The organism is Bifidobacterium mellis (genome assembly GCF_000967265.1).
GTDB lineage: Bacteria > Actinomycetota > Actinomycetes > Actinomycetales > Bifidobacteriaceae > Bombiscardovia > Bombiscardovia mellis.
Window position 1 is genome coordinate 12,116 of sequence record NZ_KQ033885.1, and the last position, 20,091, is coordinate 32,206.

Consider the following 20,091-nt stretch of genomic DNA (forward strand, 5'->3'; position numbering starts at 1 on the left):
ATGGCCTTTCCGGGCAAGGACGGGGAAGGCCACTGTCAAAGCAGACCGGGCCGAGGCGAGGTTTGGCATCAATGGCGAGAATGGAGGAACTGCCCAATGACGGAATTGACTGAGCCAAGAGCATCAATATCAGCAGCCGAGTTTGCTGAGGGGGTTCGCAAACGACTGGTTCAACGCTGGGGAGTCGATGAGGCTGCAGCATCGCCGGTTCAGATTTATCAAGCAGCTTCTCAGCTGGTACGCGATCGTATGGCGCCATCTTGGAAGTGCAGCAATCGACGCATGGCCGAAGGCACGACCAGGACTGTGGGCTACTTGAGCGCAGAGTATCTGCTGGGGCGGCAATTGCCCAATGCTCTTCTGGACGCAGGGATGACTGATCAATTTAATGAAGCCATGCGGGAATTGGGTTTTGACCCCGATGACGTCATCGAAGCAGAGCATGAGCCCGGTTTGGGCAACGGCGGATTGGGCAGACTGGCAGCCTGCTTTATGGATTCTTTGGCCTCGCTTGATCTGCCGGCCATCGGGTATGGTATTCGGTACCGCTATGGCATATTCGAGCAGGTCTTCGACGCAAATGGCAGACAGTCGGAAAAGCCCGATGATTGGTTGTCTGCCGGCGATGCCTGGGGATATCGACAGACGGAGAGAGCGCAAAGGGTTGCTTTTGGAGGTCAGGTCACGGAACAGGGCGGCCATAGGGTTTGGCACCCGGCCTGGTCGGTTCAGGCGGTTCCTTATGACTATCCGATTCCTGGTTATGCATCTGGGCGTATAAATACGCTTCGTCTCTGGCAGTCTGAAGCATTGGATGGCTTTGATCTGCAACGCTTCAACCAGTCAGACTATGGCGGTGCGGTACAGGCTCAGGTGCGAGCGAATACCATCAGCGCGATCCTTTATCCCGAGGATTCCAATACAGACGGCAAGCGTCTCAGATTGGAGCAGCAGTATTTCTTTGTCGCTGCATCCTTGGCCGATGCCATAGCAACCTTCTACCATGGTCAGGCTCATCCTGATCTGAGTGCTCTGCCTGATCATATTTGTTTCCAGTTGAACGATACGCATCCGGTCATCGGGATCGCTGAACTGATGCGCATCCTTTTGGATGACTTCGGCTATGAATGGGCACAGGCATGGGAGATCACACAGAGGACTTTCAACTATACCTGTCATACGCTCTTGCCAGAGGCTTTGGAGGAGTGGCCGCGCTCGCTTTTTGCGGAATTGTTGCCCAGGCATATGGAGATCATCGAGCGCATCGATGCTGATTTTGTCAGATATTTGAGGGACGAACAGGTTGACCAGGAGCGGATTGATGCCATGCGTATCATCACGCGAGGCGAGGATCCTACAATTCGCATGGCTTATCTGGCTACGGTTGGATCCACCAAGGTCAACGGTGTTGCACAGCTGCATTCCAGACTTCTGCAAGAGGTCACGCTCAGGGACTTTCACACCGTTTATCCTGGCAAGTTCACCAACGTAACCAATGGAGTGACTCCTAGACGCTTCATGAGACTGGCAAATCCGCGGCTCTCGGATCTGATTACGGAGGGTTTGGGGACTGATTCTTGGGTTGCCGACCTTTCCAAACTGTCTGGTTTGGAACCGCTGGCCGATGATGACGGCTTCGTGGCGCGCTTCATGCACGTCAAGGATGACAATAAAAGGGATTTTGCTCTCTACGCTCAACGACGGTATGGCTTCAGCCCTGACCCTTCAACCATGTTCGATGTCATGGTCAAGCGCCTGCATGAGTACAAGCGGCAGTCATTGAAGATATTGGCGGTCATTGCTGATTACTCCGATATAATCGCCGGAGGATCCGACAATCATCGGGCGCAGCCAAGAACGGTTATTTTCGGTGCAAAGGCCGCCCCTGGTTATGCCATGGCCAAGCTGACCATCCAGCTGATCAACAATGTGGCCAGAGTCATCAATGCGGATCCACGGACCGATGGATTGCTTAAGGTGTATTTCCCGGCAAACTACAACATCAGCATGGCGGAACACCTGATTCCCGCCACGGACCTTGATGAGCAGATTTCGCAGGCCGGCAAGGAGGCCAGCGGGACAAGCAACATGAAATTCGCGCTGAATGGGGCTCTGACTGTCGGAACTTTGGACGGGGCAAATGTGGAGATACGCGAGAAGGTGGGTGCAGAGAACTTCTTTGCTTTCGGGCTGAACGTGGATCAGGTGCATGCTTTGGATGCTGAGGGATATGCTCCTATGGCATATTATGACAAGGATGCTCGTCTGAGAGCTGCTATTGATATGGTGGCATCAGGAGCCTTTTCGCATGGTGATCGTGATACTTATCGCAAGCTTGTCCAGGATTGGCTGAAGCACGATCAATTCATGGTCATGGCTGACTTCGGAGCCTACATGGATGCTCAGCGCAGGATTGACCAAGCATACAGACAGCCCGATCAGTGGGCTCGCAAAGCCATACTCAATATCGCCCGATGCGGCTCTTTCAGTTCCGATCGGGCGGTAGAGGATTATCTGACCCGGATTTGGATGCCAGGAACACGCAGATAAGCGGGGCCTGACGATTGCAGGAAGGTCACCGGGGAGGTTTGGTTGTATCCCTGAGGATCAGGTGCGTGGGGAACATTTGGTAAAGTTCCCCCGCATCCTTTCCTGTGATCAGGCTGAGTATCTTGTCTGCTGCCGCCCTGCCCATGGCGTAAGGATCCTGTTGTATGGTGGTCAGTCCGATTGCGTCGCTGTAGGTGCTGTCGTCAAAACCTATAACGGATAGATCGTCAGGGACTTCTCGGCCATAGCGATGAAGACGGTAAAGAATTGGTATAGCCAATTCATCAGTTTGGAAGCATACAGCTGTCGGCGCTGGTTCCAGTGCCAGGAGTTGGGACAAGGCTGAGTTGTAGACATCTTGCCCGAGAGGACATTGTATGGCAGTGGCCTCATCCTGAATGTCCGCCTTGCGACAGGCATCCATAAAGCCTTCAAGCCGCTCGTCAGCCCTATAGCGGAAGGGTGAACCGTGCCCTGCCCTAATGAATGCTATTCGTCGATGGCCTAGGCCGATCAGATGGTTGACAGCCAGACGCATGGAGTCGCGGTCGTCGATATAAACGGCTGCGTCAAATTCCTTGATGGCTGGGATGTTGATGCCTACGATAGGCACATCCATGTTCCCCAGCCTGGCGATTTCATCCGGCTCTATGTTGAATGAGCAAACCACTACCGCGTCTGCGTTCCGACGAACTGGCAAATCGGAAAAAAACCGGCTGCGTGCTTCAAAGGTATTCATTGTATAAATGGAGATATCGTAGCCTGATTGTTGAAGAACATCATTGAGGCCCGCGAAGACATGGCTGTTGAACCATTTGGTCACACTGTCGCTTATGAGCATGGCAATGCGCATGGATTGTCCTGACTTCAGCGCTGCTGCCGATCTTGATATGCTAAAGTCCAACTGACGGGCAATTGTGAGGACTTTGGCGCGTGTTTTCGCGGAAACCAGCTGTGGACGAGTGAAAGACCGGGATACGGTGGAGACTGATACGCCGGCTTTCCTGGCAACGTCCTGGATGGTGGATTTCACTGGGTGCCTCCGATTGCCGAAGAGGAGACGTCCGCTGGGGATGCCGTTATGGTGCAGCACCTCATTCGAATCCTCCTCCATGATCCAGTTCGATGTGACGGAGCCTGCCCTCGTATCTGATAGATAACGATAGCAATTTCCTTCTTCATCTACTTCATCTTTATTATAGAACCTGGGATGCAGATCTAATCCGTCGCAGATGTTATATCCGGGAAATAGCGCGTTTGCAGTCTTTATATAGGTTTTGAAATCGATCGCACGAATGCTGTTGATGCCACCGTGTGAAAGGCTGACGCATTGATGACAACGATTGAATTATAGAGAATCCTGAGTCTTGTGGGCTTAAAAGAGTCATGTTGAGCCGAATCATAGAACGGACATGTCGATGAAATGACTTAGCAAACCGCATTCCGCCATCCTTTATTGCTATCGTTTGCATTTTTCCGTTTTTTGTGGACAATAGAAGTTAGGTCGAATTTCAGTTCGGCACGAGTCGCTGGCTGGACACAAGTGACAGCGAGGAATTCGACTGAACAAGAAAGAAAGGTTCGATGATGAATCATACGATAACCAAGGGAATTGGTCTATTGGCGGCTCTGACTTTGTCCGTCGGAGCCTTGGGCGCCTGCGGATCGGCTCAATCGGCTGATGGCGGTAAGACAGCCGCTGGCAAGGTCTTCTTCCTGAATTTCAAACCAGAAGCAGCGGACCAGTGGAAAGCGATCGCTGAAGAATATACCAAGGAAACCGGCGTCAAGGTTGATGTGCAAACGGCGGCCTCCAATACATACGAACAGACGCTGAAGTCGGAGATGGCCAAATCGCAGGCTCCGACCTTATTCCAGGTGAATGGACCCGTGGGCCTAGCCAGTTGGAAGTCTTATACGGCAGACATGTCCAAAAGCGAAGTGTATCGTCAACTGACCAATCAAGACCTGGCGCTCAAGTCGGATGACGGTCAGCAGGTCCTGGGAGTTCCTTATGCCATGGAGACCTATGGGCTGATTTATAACAAGGACATCATGGGCAAGTACATGAAGTTGCCTGATGCCAAGGTCAAGTCCGTGAAGGAGATAAATTCATTTGACAAGCTCAAGGCGGTTGCTGATGACATTCAGCAGCACAAGGATGAGCTTGGCGTCAAGGGTGCCTTTACCTCGGCGGGGTTCGACTCTAGCTCCGATTGGCGCTTCAAGACGCATTTGGCCAATATTCCTCTCTATTACGAACTCAAGGAAGATAAGATCGCCACTCAGCCAGAATCCGTCAAGGGCACTTATCTGCCTCAGTTCAAGCAAATCTTCGATCTTTATCTGAAGGATTCCACCACTGATCCCAAGCAGCTGAGCTCCAAGACCGGCGATGACGCCAATTCGGAATTTGCTCTTGGAGAGGCCGCTCTATATCAGAATGGAACCTGGGCATGGACTGATTTGGAGAAAGCAGGTATGTCCAAGGATCAGATCGGCATGATGCCCATCTACATCGGCGCTCCCGGCGAGAAGGATCAGGGACTGGCGACAGGTTCGGAGAATTACTGGTGCATCAACAAGAAGGCCTCCAAGGATGATCAGCGGGCGACGGAGAAATTCCTGGCTTGGATGATAACGTCCGAAAAGGGCAAGAAAGCCATGAGCAGCGATATGGGCTTTACCACCCCCTTCAAGAGCTTCGACGATGTAAAATCCGACAATCCTCTTGTTGAGGAGGCAGTCAAAGACTCCAAGTCCGGTAAGACCCAGGTTAGCTGGAACTTCACCATGATGCCCTCCGAGCAGTGGAAGAATGACCTGGGCAACGCCCTTCTGGAGTACGCGCAGGGCACCGGCAGCTGGGATAAGGTCAAGTCGGCGTTCGTAGACAATTGGGCCAAGGAGTATCAGGTCAATCGTCAGGCCTGATATATAGAGCGTCGGCTCTTCCATTCTGCTTGCTGAGATGAGCAGCTGCCCGTCATGGACTTGTCCGAATTTGTGAGGAATGGTCATGGCGGGCTTGGATGGAGCCGGGGAAGGAATGGATGACCCATGGTAGTCAGATCGATACGGCGTTGGTGGGTCCTTTTTACCGTGCCCACAGTGGTGGCCTTCATAGTCGGATTTATTGTCCCCTTTCTTATGGGTGTGTGGCTGAGCCTGTGTCGTTTTACGACAGTGACTGATGCACGATTCATCGGGTTAGCCAATTACCGTGCAGCGCTGGCCGACGGGGAATTCTGGCATGCTTTGGTCTATACTGTCGCCTTTACCATAGTGACGACTGTTGTTGTCAACGTAGCTGGATTCGCGGTGGCCTACATGCTGACAAAGGCGATCCGAGGGGCGAATGTGTTTCGCTCTGTCTTTTTCATGCCGAACCTGATCGGCGGCATCGTTCTTGGATACATTTGGCTGCTGCTGCTCAACGGCGTGCTCTCCCGATGGGGCCGATCCATCACTTACTCGGGAATGTACGGATTCTGGGGAATGGTGCTCCTGTACTGCTGGCAGCAAATCGGATACATGATGATCATCTATATTGCCGGCCTGCAGGCTCTTCCCGGTGATGTGCTGGAAGCCGCCTCGGTCGATGGTGCCAATAGCCGGCAACGGCTGATGTTGATCACGCTACCCCTGATGATGCCGTCGATAACTGTGTGCACTTTCCTGACAGTGACCAACGGCTTCAAGATGTTCGATCAGAACCTGGCATTGACCAATGGCGCGCCTTCGAACACCTCTGAGCTCCTGGCGCTGAACATTTACCGGACGTTTTATGGCAGGACCGGGTTTGAGGGCGTCGGGCAGGCGAAGGCAGTGGTGTTCTTCGTTATCGTGGCGCTGATTGCGCTGATACAGAACCGGCTTACCACCAGCAAGGAGGTAACGGCATGAGTGAGAAAACCAAAAAATCCGGCTTATGGAGCGTCTTTTTCACTCTGGTATCCATACTGTGGGTGTTCCCTCTGGTGCTGGTGCTGGTCAATTCCTTCAAAAACAAGGCATATATATCGCGCAATGCCTTCTCGATACCTGTAGGCAGGGCATTCGTTGGTTTGGAGAATTACCGGCGTGGCATCGAGCGGACCGACTTGATTGCCAGCTTCGGATGGACGGTGCTCATTACGGTTGGATCGGTGCTGCTGATTCTGATCTGCACCTCCATGTGTGCATGGTGGATCGTCCGCGTCGATAATTGGGCGGCCAGAACCTTGTATGTCCTGTTCCTGTTCAACATGGTCGTGCCCTTCCAGATGGTCATGTTTACGCTGTCCAAGCTGGCGGACATGCTGGGGCTTAACACACCTTGGGGATTGTGCCTTGTCTATCTTGGATTCGGCGCTGGTCTGGCTGTTTTCATTTTCACTGGCGTCATCAAGGGCATACCCCGGGAGCTGGAGGAGTCAGCCATGATTGATGGAGCAAGTATTCCACGTACTTTCTTTGGAATCGTGGTGCCAATCATGCGGCCCTCGATTGTATCAGTGGCCATCCTCGAGGCTATGTGGATATGGAATGACTTCCTCTTGCCCTATTTGACCTTGGACATGCGCAGGTTCAAAACGATGAGCATAGCCATTCAGTATCTAAAAGGCGGTTATGGCAGTGTGGATATGGGTGCCATGATGGGATGCCTGGTGTTGGCAATCATCCCGATTGTTATCTTCTATCTGATTTGCCAGAAGTACATAATCAAAGGTGTGCTTGCCGGAGCAGTGAAGGGGTAGGCCGATGTTTCAGACACGGGGCCTGCCCGGATCTTCTTCCCTGGCGGGCTCCCGTGCTGAGCATCATTGCATGGAGGTTTGATGGGTTTTCTCTCTCCCGATTCAGGGTTGATGCGCGGATTGTCGGATCTGGCGGATGCCATCTGGATCAACATGCTCATGCTGGTTACGGGCCTGCCCTTGGTTACCATTGGTGCGGCTTTGTCGGCAGGACATTATGCCGCTCGAAGGTCCCTCCAGGGACGAGGCCATGTGACTGCCGATTTTTTCCATGCCTTTCGAGTGGAATTTGTGCAGTCCACGTGCATATGGCTGATATTGTGCCCGATTGGCTGCCTGCTGATATGCGGATGGCTCCTGGTGCGCGTACCCCTCTTGCTGATACCCGGATTCGCCTTGGGGCTGCTATGGGCCATCGTCTTCGAATGGGTCTGGTCGCTGCAAGCCGGTTTTGAAAATACTGTTCTGCGGACCATGCTGAACGCACTGGTCATCGGCGTTGTCAATTGGCCGCGCACAGCGGCTTTGGCCGTCATGGACTTGGCGTATTTACTGCTTTTGGCCGTCTGCTGGTTCCACCTTCCCCAGGGGCTTTTCCTTCTCGTGGTTCTAGGGTATGGAACACTTGTCATGCTCCATACGCCGATCCAGAAACCCACCCTTGACAGGTATCGGACCGGCAATTCGCAATAGACATAAGCATGTATACGATTCCATCAAATTGACTCGGATGTAAATGAAAAGGCGATGCAATGCTGATTAAGGAATGACAACGATTGCAAGAATAATCTTGGTGGCTGTTGAACCTCGTGCGATTGCTCCCGGTATTCGACTTGCTGCCAAAGTAAGCAAAGGAGATCAACTATGTCACGGGGCGATGGTCCGGGGGTAATGCCATTGGGATGCCAGGAAGGCACACGTTGCGCAGGGTGGAATGAGGTCAAATCATGAGTGCGAAAGCAGTGCAGTCATTGCCGGACACTACGGGCGCACTGGCACGTCTTGCCGCTTTGTGCGGGGTTGCTGCTGAATATGAGGATCAGCAAGGCGAATTGCAGCATATAGATGACGATGTGCTCGTCAGAGTGCTGGGGGCAATGGGTGTTCCAGCCAAGGACGATGCGCAGATCGGTCTATCGCTGAAGCGCATACTTCGTGAACAGAATGAACAGTTGTGTCCGCCGACCATCGTGCAGACCGTGGGCAATGCTGTCAGGGTGCCACTTCGTGCATCTGCAGGTTCCGTGCGAGTTTCGTTGAGACTCGAGGACGGAACGGATCAATCATCGTCGCTGGCGATCGCGTCGGGAGGCGGCCCGGATGACGGTCGACCCCTCTTTCTGGTTTTGGATGGCAGGATTCCGATTGGGTACCACAAGCTCACCGTATCGGACGGCGTGCGGAGCGCGGTGTCGACGGTGATTGCTGCGCCGGGACATATCGATCTGCCGGCTGCGGTTGCTGAGCATCCACGATGGGGCTGGATGGTTCAGCTGTATTCGGTGCGCTCGCCGCAATCCTGGGGTGTCGGCGATTTCGGTGATTTACGTAGGCTTCTTGTGGATGCCGCTGATAAGACCAAGGCCGATTTCATGTTGATAAATCCCATTCATGCCGCCGAGCCAGTGCCTCCAATGACGCCTTCGCCGTATTTTCCATCCTCTCGGGTGTTTATCAATCCCCTCTATATCCGACCTGAGCTGATCGACGAATATCAGAATCTGCCGCCAAGGGATAAGCAACGTATCCACACGCTCCTGAAGCAGGTATCTATGGATGATGCCGATCCTGACGTAATTGACAGGGATCATAGCTGGAAGTGCAAAGAGGCAGCCTTGCGGATCATCTATGACGAGGGTGAGCTGAGTCAGGAACGTGCTGGACAGCTGGAACAGTTCATTGATTCCGGTGGTGCTGAGCTCAAGGACTTCGCCTTGTGGTGCCTGGCATACCAATGTTGGGGTAGGCCTGATTCTGGATCCGACTCATGGTTCCATAGATTCGGCCCGGATTCCATCGCTGTCAGGAACCTGCTGCAGGAGCATCATGACGACTTCGATTTCTACGTCTGGATGCAATGGGTTGCTGATCAACAGCTGGATCGGGCGCAGAGGGCTGCCCGGGATGCCGGCATGGCTATTGGTCTGATGGAAGACATGGCTGTCGGTGTCAATCCTCTTGGAGCTGATGTCTGGACCCATCCGGAATCTTATGCATCCGGTGCTACGGTGGGCGCCCCGCCAGATGCTTTCAATCAGCAGGGGCAGAATTGGATGCAGCCGCCGCTTGATCCGATGAGTTTGCAGCGGACCGGGTTTTCGGCCTATAGGCAATTGGTCCATGCCATGTTTGCTCATTGCGGGGCCGTCCGCATCGATCATGCCTTGGGCTTGTTCCGACTCTGGTGGATTCCTGACGGGTTGCCTGCGAGCAAGGGAGCCTATGTGTCCTATGATCAGGATGCCATGCTGGCGGTCTGGGCCATTGAGGCGACTCGTTCCGGAGGGATGGTCATCGGGGAGGATCTGGGTGTCGTCCCCCGTTACGCTTCTCAGGCTTTGGCTGAACGTGGCATTCTGGGCACCGTCATTGAGTGGTTTGAACAGCAAGATGGACGGTTTACGGATCCGGCACAGTACCGCCAGTGTGCGTTGGCGGCCGTGACCACGCATGATCTGCCGCCAACGGCTGGATATCTTCGTTATGAACATGTGCGACTCAGAGAGAAGCTGCACCTGCTGAACACGTCGCCTGCCAGTTTTGAGCATACTGCCAAGCAGGAGCATGCGGCCATGCTGCACTTTCTGCAGGACCATGGCTGGTTGGATAAAGCAGCCGCCGATGATGAGGACGGCCATATGCAGGAAATCGTGCAGGCTATGCACCGTGCCATCGCCGAGTCCCCCTGCCTGCTCAAGGTCGCCGCGTTGGTTGACGGAGTGGGTGAGGCTCGTTCGCAGAATCAGCCCGGCACGGTCGATGAATACCCCAATTGGCGCGTTCCATTGGCTGATGAACATGGACAAGCAGTGAGTGCTGACAAGGTGTTCGATATGGCCCGTGTTCGCGCACTTGCCGGGATTATGCAGAAAGGGTGAGCCGAACTGCAACCATCCCGATATTCGCTCATTTGTCAGCAGCGTTCTTGGTAACGGGAATAATATTTGCCAGAAGAAGTTGAGTGATGTAGGCTCAAGTTTCGGAGTGGTCATGATGGCTGCTTGCCCGGGACGACGGAAGTCGGCCATCGGGGCCACGAACGAAGCGCGAGCGGAGAACGTGAACGTCGAGGTGCGGGGTCAGACCCTACGCCCCATTTCATCAGGAGGTAACGAGTATGGCACGTGCAGTTGGCATCGATCTGGGAACCACCAATTCCTGCATTGCAACCCTTGAGGGCGGCGAGCCCACGGTAATCGTCAACGCTGAGGGCGCGCGGACCACGCCGTCGGTGGTGGCATTCAGCAAGTCCGGCGAGATTCTGGTCGGCGAAGTGGCCAAGCGCCAGGCGGTCACCAACGTGGACCGGACCATCAGCTCGGTCAAGCGCCACATGGGCACCGACTGGTCCGTCGAGATCGACGGCAAGAAGTGGACCCCTCAGGAGATTTCGGCCCAGATCCTCATGAAGCTCAAGAGGGACGCCGAGTCCTACCTGGGCGAGCCCGTCACCGACGCGGTCATCACCTGCCCTGCATACTTCAACGACGCTCAGCGCCAGGCCACCAAGGATGCCGGCAAGATCGCCGGTCTGAACGTCCTGCGTATCATCAACGAGCCCACCGCTGCAGCTCTGGCCTACGGTCTGGAGAAGGGCAAGGAGGACGAGCGCATCCTGGTCTTCGATCTGGGCGGCGGCACCTTCGATGTCTCCCTGCTGGAGATCGGCAAGGATGACGATGGCTTCTCCACCATCCAGGTCCAGGCCACCAACGGTGACAACAAGCTGGGCGGCGATGACTGGGATCAGAAGATCATCGACTGGCTGGTCAGCGAGGTCAAGAACAAGTACAACGTGGATCTGTCCAAGGACAAGATCGCCCTGCAGCGGCTCAAGGAAGCTGCCGAGCAGGCCAAGAAGGAGCTGAGCTCCTCCTCGTCCACCAGCATTTCCATGCAGTACCTGGCCATGACCTCCGACGGGACCCCAGTCCACCTGGACGAGACCCTGACCCGGGCGCACTTCGAAGAGATGACCTCCGACCTGCTGGGCCGCTGCCGCACGCCCTTCAACAACGTGCTGCACGATGCCGGCATTTCGGTTCAGGACATCGATCATGTGGTGCTGGTCGGCGGCTCCACCCGTATGCCCGCCGTCAAGGACCTGGTCAAGGAACTGACCGGCGGCAAGGAAGCCAACCAGACCGTCAACCCCGATGAGGTCGTGGCTGTCGGCGCTGCCGTGCAGTCCGGTGTCATCAAGGGCGACCGCAAGGACGTGCTGCTGATCGACGTGACCCCGCTCTCCCTGGGCATCGAGACCAAGGGCGGCATCATGACCAAGCTGATCGACCGCAACACCGCCATCCCCACCAAGCGGTCCGAGGTCTTCTCGACCGCCGAGGACAACCAGCCCTCCGTGCTGATCCAGGTCTATCAGGGTGAGCGCGAGTTCGCCCGTGACAACAAGCCTCTGGGGACCTTCGAGCTGACCGGCATCGCTCCGGCTCCGCGTGGCGTCCCTCAGATCGAGGTCACCTTCGACATCGACGCCAACGGCATCGTGCACGTCTCCGCCAAGGACAAGGGCACCGGCAAGGAGCAGTCCATGACCATCACCGGCGGTTCCGCCCTGCCCAAGGACGAGATCGACCGCATGGTCAAGGAGGCCGAGGCCCACGAAGCCGAGGACAAGCAGCGCCGTGAGGACGCCGACACCCGCAATGCCGCCGAGTCCGCCGCCTACCAGACCGAAAAGCTGGTCAATGACAACAAGGACAAGATCTCCGACGAGGTGGCCAAGGAGGTCACCGACAAGGTCAACGCTCTGAAAGAGGCTCTGAAGGGCGAGGACATGGACAAGATCAAGAACGCCCAGAGCGAGCTGATGACCTCTGCCCAGAAGATCGGCCAGGCCCTCTACGCTCAGCAGGGCTCTGCTGACGCTGCAGGCGCTCAAGGCGCTGCCTCGGGTGCAGGCTCCTCCTCGTCCGCTGATGACGACGTGGTGGATGCCGAGGTCGTGGACGACGACGACAAGAAGAAGGACGGCGAGTGATATGTCAGCCTTCGACAAGGATGATGCCGGGCCGCTGAAGGGCGACCCGGCCGCCGCCGGCGGCGGACCGGACGGAAACGAGGCCAAGGCCTCTGACGCCGCCTCGTCGCCCGACCAGGAAGCGGCTCGCGGCCGTCACGCCGACAAGACCGCTGCAGACGAGAGCCAGGCGGCCAGCCAGTCCTCGTCGGATTCCTCCGCCAAGGACGGGTCGCCAGCGGATGCTCAGGCTGATGACAAGACTGATGCTGACTCGGCCAAGGAGGACGGTGCCGACAAGGGATCAGATGGACTGACTCCTCTGGGCCAGGCCAAGAAGGAGGCCGCCGATTATCTGGAGGCCCTCCAGCGTGAGCGGGCCGAGTTCGTCAACTTCCGCAACCGCGCCAAGAAGGAGCAGGACATCTTTCGCCAGCATGGCATCGTGGATGTACTGACAGCCCTTCTTCCGGCCCTTGATGACATTGACAGGATCAAGGAGCACGGGCAGATGGACGATTCCTTCCAGGCCGTGGCCAAGAAGATCGACAAGACCTTCGAGAAGTTCGGCGTCGAGAAGTTCGGTGAAAAAGGCGAGGACTTCGACCCCACCAAGCATGAGGCCATCCTGCACAAGCCGGACCCCGACGCCAAGAAAGAGACCGTTGACACGGTCGTCGAGGCAGGCTATCGGATCGGCGACCGGGTGATCCGGGCTGCAAGAGTAGTGGTGACTTCGCCCGGTCAGTAGCAGGGACGGTGATTGCGGACCTTCCGCAGGCTGAATCGACGCCTTCGCATGCGGCGGCTGGGTGGGTCATAGTCCCGCCCGCCGCCGCACGCGAAAGGGCGGATTCCAATTCGATATATTCGTAGCTTATGAGGAAAGGAGACATGGATGGCTGAGAATGAATGGCTGAGCAAGGACTATTACAAGGTCCTTGGTGTCTCCAAGGACGCCAGCGAAGCGGAGATCACCAAGGCCTACCGCAAGCTTGCCCGCAAATACCATCCCGATCTCAATAAGACCAAGGAGGCCGAGGAGAAGTTCAAGGACATCTCCGAGGCCTACGACGTGCTCAGCAACAAGGAGCAGCGTCAGAAGTACGATGCCATCCGTCAGTTCGGCATGGGGGGAGCCCGGTTCGCCGGGGGTTCCGGCCAGGGCGGCTTCAACACCGATGCGTTCTCGGACATCTTCGGCTCCATGTTCGGTGGGGCTGGAGCGCCTGGAGGCACCCGCATCCGTTTCGGCGACGGTTCGGGGCAGCCGGACTTTGCTGACATCTTCTCCTCCTTCGGTGGAGGTGCCGGTGGTGGCGGTCGGACCGCTTACCAGGAGAGCAGGCCCAGGCCTGTCAAGGGCGAGGATCGCAACTCGAAAATTGGGCTGTCCTTCCGTCAGGCAGTCAAGGGGGCCACGGTCTCCCTGAGCGTGGGCGGCAAGCGTTTCAAGACGCATATCCCCGCCGGGGTGCGCAATGGCCAGCGGATCAGGCTGGCTGGCAAGGGTCGGCCTGGCAGGGACGGGGGCGCCAATGGCGACCTCTACCTGCAGATCAGCGTCCAGCCCAGCCAACGGTTCACCATGAAGGACAGGGATTTGGTCATGATCCTGCCGGTGACGGTAGCTGAGGCGGCCCTGGGGGCCAAGGTCCAGGCCCGGGACATCGACGACCAGGTCGTCACCTTCAAGATCCCGGCCGGCTCCTCCAGCGGCGACGAGATCCGCATCGCCGGCAAGGGGGTTCAGGACCGGCGCGGCAAGGGCGACCTGGTGGGGCGGCTTGAGATCCGCATGCCTGGTCGGTTGGGCATGGCCCAGAAGAAGGCCATGCGTGACTTTGCCAAGTCCAGTGGCGACTTCGACGAGCGGATCGCCGGTGAGCGCATGAAGATATGACGATCCGAACGCGGGATCAAGTCGGAGCGAACAGCGGGAAGGAGTGATGATCATGGTCAGGGTGGATCCCGAGACCAGGCGGATTTATCTGGCCTGCGCTCGCGGCCTGGTGGCCGGGCGCATCAGCCTGGATGCTGCCGATGATGCCGGCTTGGACATCGAGTTGCCGGTCTTCAGTGTCGGCCAGGTCGGGCAGTTGGCCAACATCCATCCGCAGACCCTGCGCCAATACGACCGGCTGGGTCTGATCGTGCCGGAACGGACCGAGGGGGGTGCGCGCCGATACTCCCTGCGGGATCTGGACCGGCTGGGTCAGGCCCAGCATCTGAGCCAGGACGAGTCCATCAACCTGGCTGGCGTGACCAGGATCCTGGCCCTGGCAGAGGAGAATCGCCAGCTGAGGCGTCAGCTGCGGCGCTCCCACCAGTCGCAGGGGTCCAGTATGTTCGCAGCCGCCGCCGATGGCCGGGTTGTCGAAGTCAGGCGCTCCAGCAGGGCCCGGCTCTGGCGGCAGGACACGATGCATGACGAGGCCGACCCGACTGATTCCAAATCGCTGATCGTCTGGAGCGTACGCTCCTGAAGCAGGTGAGGGGCCTGTGCTATGGTGTACAGGTTGGCCGCTCGCCCAAGAGCTGCGGTCGATTGTCGCCTGAATGCTTTGAGTACGGGGAAACCGCTTGCGCGAAATTCGTCATTCTCTGCTTTGCACGCGGCCTGCGAACTGTCGACCGACAGTACCGTTTTCTTCCCTGTTGTGAAAGGTCATTGTGACTGCTTCATCCATGCCCGATTCCAATCCTTCCGATTCCGGCCAATCCGCCGTAGAAAGTATGACCTTCGACCGGCTGGGGGTGCCTGAACCCTTGGTACGCGTCCTGCGCAAGGACGGCAAGACCAGCGCCTTCCCCATCCAGCGGGACACTCTGCCTGATGCCCTGGCTGGCCGTGACATCCTGGGACGGGGCCGGACCGGTTCCGGCAAGACCCTGGCTTTCAGCATTCCTCTGGTGGCTCGACTGGCTTCCGGCGAAGGAGGACGGGCCGCCCATGGCCGCGGTGGTGCCGCCGGTTCAGGCGGTCTGCCCCGCCCGCGCGGTCTTGTCCTGGCTCCCACCCGCGAGCTGGCCAATCAGATCGACGAGGTTCTCAACCCCCTGGCCCAGGCCTACGGCATGCGGACCTGCACTGTTTACGGCGGGGTAGGCCAGGGTCGTCAGGTCGATGCGCTTCGGCGCGGTGCCAGGATCGTGGTGGCCTGCCCTGGTCGCCTGGAGGATCTGCTCCGTCAGCACAAGCTCAGCCTGGAGGACGTGGAGATCGCCGTGCTGGACGAGGCCGATGAGATGGCCGACATGGGCTTCCTGCCTGCCGTGGAGCGGATCCTGGCCCAGGTTCGTCCTGGTGGTCAGCGCATGCTCTTCTCAGCCACCCTTGATCATGGAGTGGATGCCGTGGTCAAGCGCTTCCTCAAGGATCCCAAGATTCACGAGGTGGATTCGGCAACCCAGCATGTGGATCTGATGACCCACCACATCTTCGAGACGACGCAGGCTGCCAAGCACGACCTGGTCCGCACGCTGGCCGCAGGGCAGGGCAAGAGGATCCTATTCACCAGGACCAAGTTCCAAGCCAAGAAGCTGGCCAAGAATCTGATTGACAACGGCATCCCCGCCGTCCAGTTGCACGGCAACCTCTCCCAGGGGCAGAGGGACCGGAACCTCAAGGCCTTCTCGGAAGGTCTGGTCCGGGTCATGGTGGCCACCGATGTGGCGGCCAGGGGTATGGATGTCAGTGGAGTGGATCTGGTGGTTCAGGTGGACCCTCCGGCCGACTACAAGTCCTTCCTCCACCGTTCCGGGCGTACGGCCAGGGCTGGCCACTCCGGCGACGTGGTGACGGTCGTCCTGCCCAATCAGCGGCGAGATACACGGCGGATGCTGCGTATGGCCCATATAGATGCCAAGCCGGTCGGAGTCACGGCCAACTCCCAGGAGGTGGGCGATCTTGTGGGACCCCACGCCCCCCTGGTTGAGGGCTGGTCCTTGGAGGCCGCCATAGCTGAAAGCCGAGGACCACAGGACCGCAAGCAGGCCGGTTCTCGTGGTCGTCGATCCGGTGGGCCCGCCCGCAGGAGACGGGGATACGATCGGTTCGACAGGCGGCCGAGGGGCTCTGGCCGGCAATCTGATGGTGAAGAAGGGAGAAATCCCCGTCGCAAGTGGGCTGACGGGCTTGACGAGGATCGTCCCTTCGACGGGCGCAGGCGGCATGGCCATGCTGACTCCAATCATGCCGTCCAAGCCGGTGGCCATCGAGGCAGGGGCAATCGTGGCCGTGCGGGCGAAGCCCGTGCGCGGGGTCGCCACGATGGCGGTCGTTTCGACGACGGCGGCCGCACCTACCGCAACGGTGATCACAGGCATGGCGGAGGCAGGCGGAGGCGGGACAATAATCCCTTCCGTAAGGTCAAGTCCCACTGACTGGTAAGACCGCATGGGTCAGACCATGGTCCCCTCGCAGCTCTCCCGGAGTTGGACCTGTACAGGGAGTTCGGTGGAGATGGGCGGGCACTCCGGTGAGCCCAGGCGCCTGACCAGGGTGGAGACGGCGGCCCGGCCCAGATTAACCATGGGCTGGCGGACTGTGGTCAAGCGGGGTTGGGAGACGGAGGCCTCCTTGATTCCGTCGAACCCGGTGACGATGACTTGGTCGGGAACGCTGATACCCGCATCTGACAGGGCTCTCAGGACCCCAAGCGCCATCTGGTCGTTGGCACACACCAGGGCTTGGGGGAGAGTGCCCTGCCTGGCCAGGCTGGCGGCGATCTGGTAGGCGACGGACTGGGAGAATTGCCCCCTGTAGATTGGCGCGGCGGAGGGCTCCAGCCCCTCTGACTTCAGACCCTCACAGAACCCTTCGTAGCGTTTGCCATTGTCTGGAGAATCATCCATGCCCGTCATGTAAGCCATCCGCCGCACCTGGTGTTTCTCGAACAGGTGCCTGACCAGGGTGTACATGCCCTTGCGGTTGCTCACGCGGACCAAGTCGAATTCGCTTTCCTGGTTGACCGGGGCATTGGCGATCATGACCACGGGCAGGCGTTTGCGCAGGAAGGCCAGGACGCTATCAGGCACGGACCTTGCCAGGACAATCAGGCCGTCCACCTTTTCCGACATACTGTTGATCAGTTGGGGAATGTCGCCATCTTTCCCCTTCAATCCGATGCTGACCATGAGGCTTAGGCCCTGCCGCCAGGATTCCAGTTCGCACCCCCTCAAGACCTCGTCGAAGTAGAGGGAATCCGAATTGTTCTCCTGGGCGTGGGGTGGGTCGAAGACTATGTCGGCGGCATCCTCACTGACCAGTTCGAAGTCGCCGATCTGGTCCAATTGGTCGATGTTGGGCAGAAAGAGGCCTATGGTATTGGTCCGCCGGGCGGCCAGGCTTCGTGCACTGCCGCTTGGTAGGTAGCCCAGGAGATTTATGGCCTCGAGCACGGTCTGTCTGGTTTCGGGCCTCACCCTCTCCGGGGTGCGCAGGACCCTGGAGACGGTGGCTATGGATACGTCGGCCTCGCGGGCGACATCGTAGACGGTCGGTTTCCTTGCCATCCGCTTTCCCTCTTTCATACATCTCATACAGCATATCATCGAAACGTGTGATTGACCGCGTGATTTGATAGCGCTAACATTATTTCTTTTATCCGGTAATGAGGGCAACTATATCTAGTAATCTAAGGGAAAGCATACGCTTAAAATCCTATGACAGGAGCAGATTTGCGCATTCTAATGTAAGCGCATACACTAGAAAGTGCGATGGTCGATCCGGTCCCGTCACAGGAAGCCGTGCAGGTTCGGGAGTCCACCCGTGCATGCACGGTGCCGACTGCACCCAGATGGCAGAGGACGGATTTGGCCCGTGAATGTCAATGCGGACAAAGGAGACATATGAGACGGAAAACAGTGGCGGTGAGGATCCTTGCAACACTGGTTGCAGGGGCCACCCTCCTGGGACTGGGGGCGTGCGGAAGTAAGTCCGGAGCAACGCAGCAGGCTGCCGCAGGCAATCAGATCCTCTTCGGCGGTGACAGTGGCAGTCCAACTTTCACCCGTAATTTCAACCCATTCTCGACCAGCAAGAGGATAGGCATCAACTTCATCTACGAACCCCTCGAGGTGGTCAACAGCCTCGATGGGACCTCAACCCCCTTCCTGGCCAGCGGGCATAAGATCGTGGACCCCAAGACAGTCGAGTTCCAGATTCGTGACGGGGTCAAGTGGAGCGACGGCAAGCCCTTCTCGGCGCAGGACGTGGTCTTCACCTTCAACCTGGTCAAGAAGGATGCGGCCATGGACTCCCTGGGGGTCTGGCAGCACATCTCCTCCCTTGAGGCCTCAGGGTCCAAAGTGACCTTCCAGTTCAAGGACAACGATGTGCCTGCGGTGTCGATCGTCAGTCAGCAGAACATCGTCCCGGAGCACATCTGGAAGGGTGTGAAGGACCCCCTCAAGTGGACCAATGAGAACCCCGTCGGGACCGGCCCGTATAAGCTGGACACCTTCAAGCCCAACCAGTACACCCTGGCGAAGAACAAGGACTACTGGCAGGCCGGGAAGGTTGCGGCCGACACCATCGTTCTGCCCGCCTCCAACAAGCAGCTGGACCTGGTCAACAAGAAGTATGACTGGGCCTACTCCTTCATCAACAACGTGGACAAGACCTGGGTGGGCGCCGACAAGCAGCACAACCACTACTGGTTCCCTCCGGGGGGTACGGTCTCCCTTTACCCGAACCTGACCAAGGCCCCCTTCAGCGACGTGAACTTCCGTAAGGGCCTCAGCTATGCCCTTGACCGCGACAAGATCGCCAAGGATGCCGAGGAGGGCTATGTGGACGGTGCCACCCAGACCGGCCTCATCCTGCCCAACCATGACAAGTGGGTCAACGATTCCATTCCCAACAAGGGGAAGGTCTCCCAGGACGAGGCCCAGTCCCTGGAGTACTTTGCCAAGGCCGGCTACAAGAAGCAGGGCGACCAGTTGGTGGATTCCAACGGCAAGCAGCTCGAGGTCAACATCACCGTGCCCAGCGGCTACACCGACTGGCTGCGCGGGGTGCAGACCATGCAGGGCCAGCTGACCAAGCTGGGTATAGCCGTCAAGCTCACCCAGCCCCAGCCCGCCGCATACACACAGGCGCAGAACAACGGCGACTATGACCTCCTGATCTCCTCCTTCGGAGGCACCGGCAGCGTCTTCCAGGATTACAACGGCTTGCTCAACAGTGAGTTCGCGGTTCCTGTGGGTCAGTCGGCCAACGCCAACTTCGAGCGCTACAAGAACCCCAAGGCCGATGAACTCCTGGCCCAGCTCAAGCAGGCGGCCGATGAGAAGTCCCAGAAGGACATAGTCGACCAGCTCCAGCAGATCGTCTACGACGATGTGCCTGTGATCGGTCTCTTCTACGGCGGTCTCTGGGGCCTGTTCAGCACACGGAACTACACGGGTTGGCCCAGTGAGGACGACCCCTACACCTCACCCAGCACCTGGACCCAGTCGGTCCTCATGGTGGTAACCCATATCAAGAAGGCCTGAGAGGCCGGGCCCATAAGGGCAGAAGGGGAGCGGGCTGGTTCGGTGGCGGTCCTGCCGGGCCGTCGGGACAGCCAGTCCCTCCTGGCCTGCCTACTGGGCCGCCCC

14 protein-coding genes are annotated in these 20,091 nt (G+C 57.8%); 12 read left to right on the plus strand and 2 right to left on the minus strand.

Annotated elements, in window-relative coordinates; all coding sequences use genetic code 11:
* Nucleotides 1-96 precede the first annotated feature (96 nt).
* A complete protein-coding gene (locus tag JF70_RS00595) occupies nucleotides 97-2,550 on the plus strand; it encodes a glycogen/starch/alpha-glucan phosphorylase (RefSeq protein WP_045934906.1) in 2,454 nt (817 codons plus the stop codon).
* A 25-nt stretch (nucleotides 2,551-2,575) separates the two neighbouring features.
* On the opposite strand, the gene JF70_RS00600 is transcribed toward JF70_RS00595, so the two are convergent.
* The gene (locus JF70_RS00600; protein ID WP_082069302.1) at nucleotides 2,576-3,664 is read right to left on the minus strand and encodes a LacI family DNA-binding transcriptional regulator; all 1,089 of its coding nucleotides are present in this window, start codon (nucleotides 3,662-3,664) and stop codon (nucleotides 2,576-2,578) included.
* Between the two features lie 470 nt (nucleotides 3,665-4,134).
* Between JF70_RS00600 and JF70_RS00605 the strand changes: the two genes are divergently transcribed.
* The 10 genes from JF70_RS00605 to JF70_RS00650 all read left to right on the plus strand — a co-directional run bounded on the left by JF70_RS00605 (nucleotide 4,135) and on the right by JF70_RS00650 (nucleotide 16,872).
* Nucleotides 4,135-5,484, plus strand: coding sequence for an ABC transporter substrate-binding protein (locus tag JF70_RS00605; RefSeq protein ID WP_045934907.1), 1,350 nt, complete (start codon nucleotides 4,135-4,137; stop codon nucleotides 5,482-5,484).
* Between the two features lie 126 nt (nucleotides 5,485-5,610).
* Nucleotides 5,611-6,456, plus strand: coding sequence for a carbohydrate ABC transporter permease (locus JF70_RS00610; protein ID WP_045934908.1), 846 nt, complete (start codon nucleotides 5,611-5,613; stop codon nucleotides 6,454-6,456).
* On the plus strand, nucleotides 6,453-7,289 hold the full coding sequence (locus JF70_RS00615) for a carbohydrate ABC transporter permease (RefSeq protein WP_045934909.1): 837 nt from the start codon (nucleotides 6,453-6,455) through the stop codon (nucleotides 7,287-7,289). Before JF70_RS00610 ends, JF70_RS00615 begins: the two co-directional genes overlap by 4 nt.
* An 81-nt stretch (nucleotides 7,290-7,370) precedes the next feature.
* Complete coding sequence (locus tag JF70_RS00620) at nucleotides 7,371-7,982, plus strand: DUF624 domain-containing protein (RefSeq protein ID WP_045934910.1); 612 nt, start codon at nucleotides 7,371-7,373, stop codon at nucleotides 7,980-7,982.
* Nucleotides 7,983-8,236: 254 nt separating this feature from the next.
* Complete coding sequence (gene malQ, locus JF70_RS00625; protein WP_045934911.1) at nucleotides 8,237-10,387, plus strand: 4-alpha-glucanotransferase; 2,151 nt, start codon at nucleotides 8,237-8,239, stop codon at nucleotides 10,385-10,387.
* Nucleotides 10,388-10,626: 239 nt separating this feature from the next.
* Nucleotides 10,627-12,507, plus strand: a complete 1,881-nt coding sequence (dnaK, locus tag JF70_RS00630; RefSeq protein WP_045934912.1) for a molecular chaperone DnaK — start codon at nucleotides 10,627-10,629, stop codon at nucleotides 12,505-12,507.
* 1 nt (nucleotide 12,508) lies between these two features.
* On the plus strand, nucleotides 12,509-13,237 hold the full coding sequence (grpE, locus tag JF70_RS00635) for a nucleotide exchange factor GrpE (RefSeq protein ID WP_045934913.1): 729 nt from the start codon (nucleotides 12,509-12,511) through the stop codon (nucleotides 13,235-13,237).
* A 147-nt stretch (nucleotides 13,238-13,384) separates the two neighbouring features.
* Nucleotides 13,385-14,389, plus strand: a complete 1,005-nt coding sequence (locus JF70_RS00640; protein WP_045934914.1) for a DnaJ C-terminal domain-containing protein — start codon at nucleotides 13,385-13,387, stop codon at nucleotides 14,387-14,389.
* A 52-nt stretch (nucleotides 14,390-14,441) separates the two neighbouring features.
* Nucleotides 14,442-14,972, plus strand: coding sequence for a heat shock protein transcriptional repressor HspR (locus tag JF70_RS00645; protein ID WP_052690817.1), 531 nt, complete (start codon nucleotides 14,442-14,444; stop codon nucleotides 14,970-14,972).
* A gap of 202 nt (nucleotides 14,973-15,174) precedes the next feature.
* On the plus strand, nucleotides 15,175-16,872 hold the full coding sequence (locus JF70_RS00650) for a DEAD/DEAH box helicase (protein WP_045934916.1): 1,698 nt from the start codon (nucleotides 15,175-15,177) through the stop codon (nucleotides 16,870-16,872).
* Nucleotides 16,873-16,890: 18 nt separating this feature from the next.
* On the opposite strand, the gene JF70_RS00655 is transcribed toward JF70_RS00650, so the two are convergent.
* The gene (locus JF70_RS00655; protein ID WP_045934917.1) at nucleotides 16,891-18,003 is read right to left on the minus strand and encodes a LacI family DNA-binding transcriptional regulator; all 1,113 of its coding nucleotides are present in this window, start codon (nucleotides 18,001-18,003) and stop codon (nucleotides 16,891-16,893) included.
* A gap of 336 nt (nucleotides 18,004-18,339) precedes the next feature.
* Between JF70_RS00655 and JF70_RS00660 the strand changes: the two genes are divergently transcribed.
* On the plus strand, nucleotides 18,340-19,986 hold the full coding sequence (locus JF70_RS00660) for an ABC transporter substrate-binding protein (RefSeq protein ID WP_052690645.1): 1,647 nt from the start codon (nucleotides 18,340-18,342) through the stop codon (nucleotides 19,984-19,986).
* The last annotated feature ends 105 nt before the right edge of the window (nucleotides 19,987-20,091 follow it).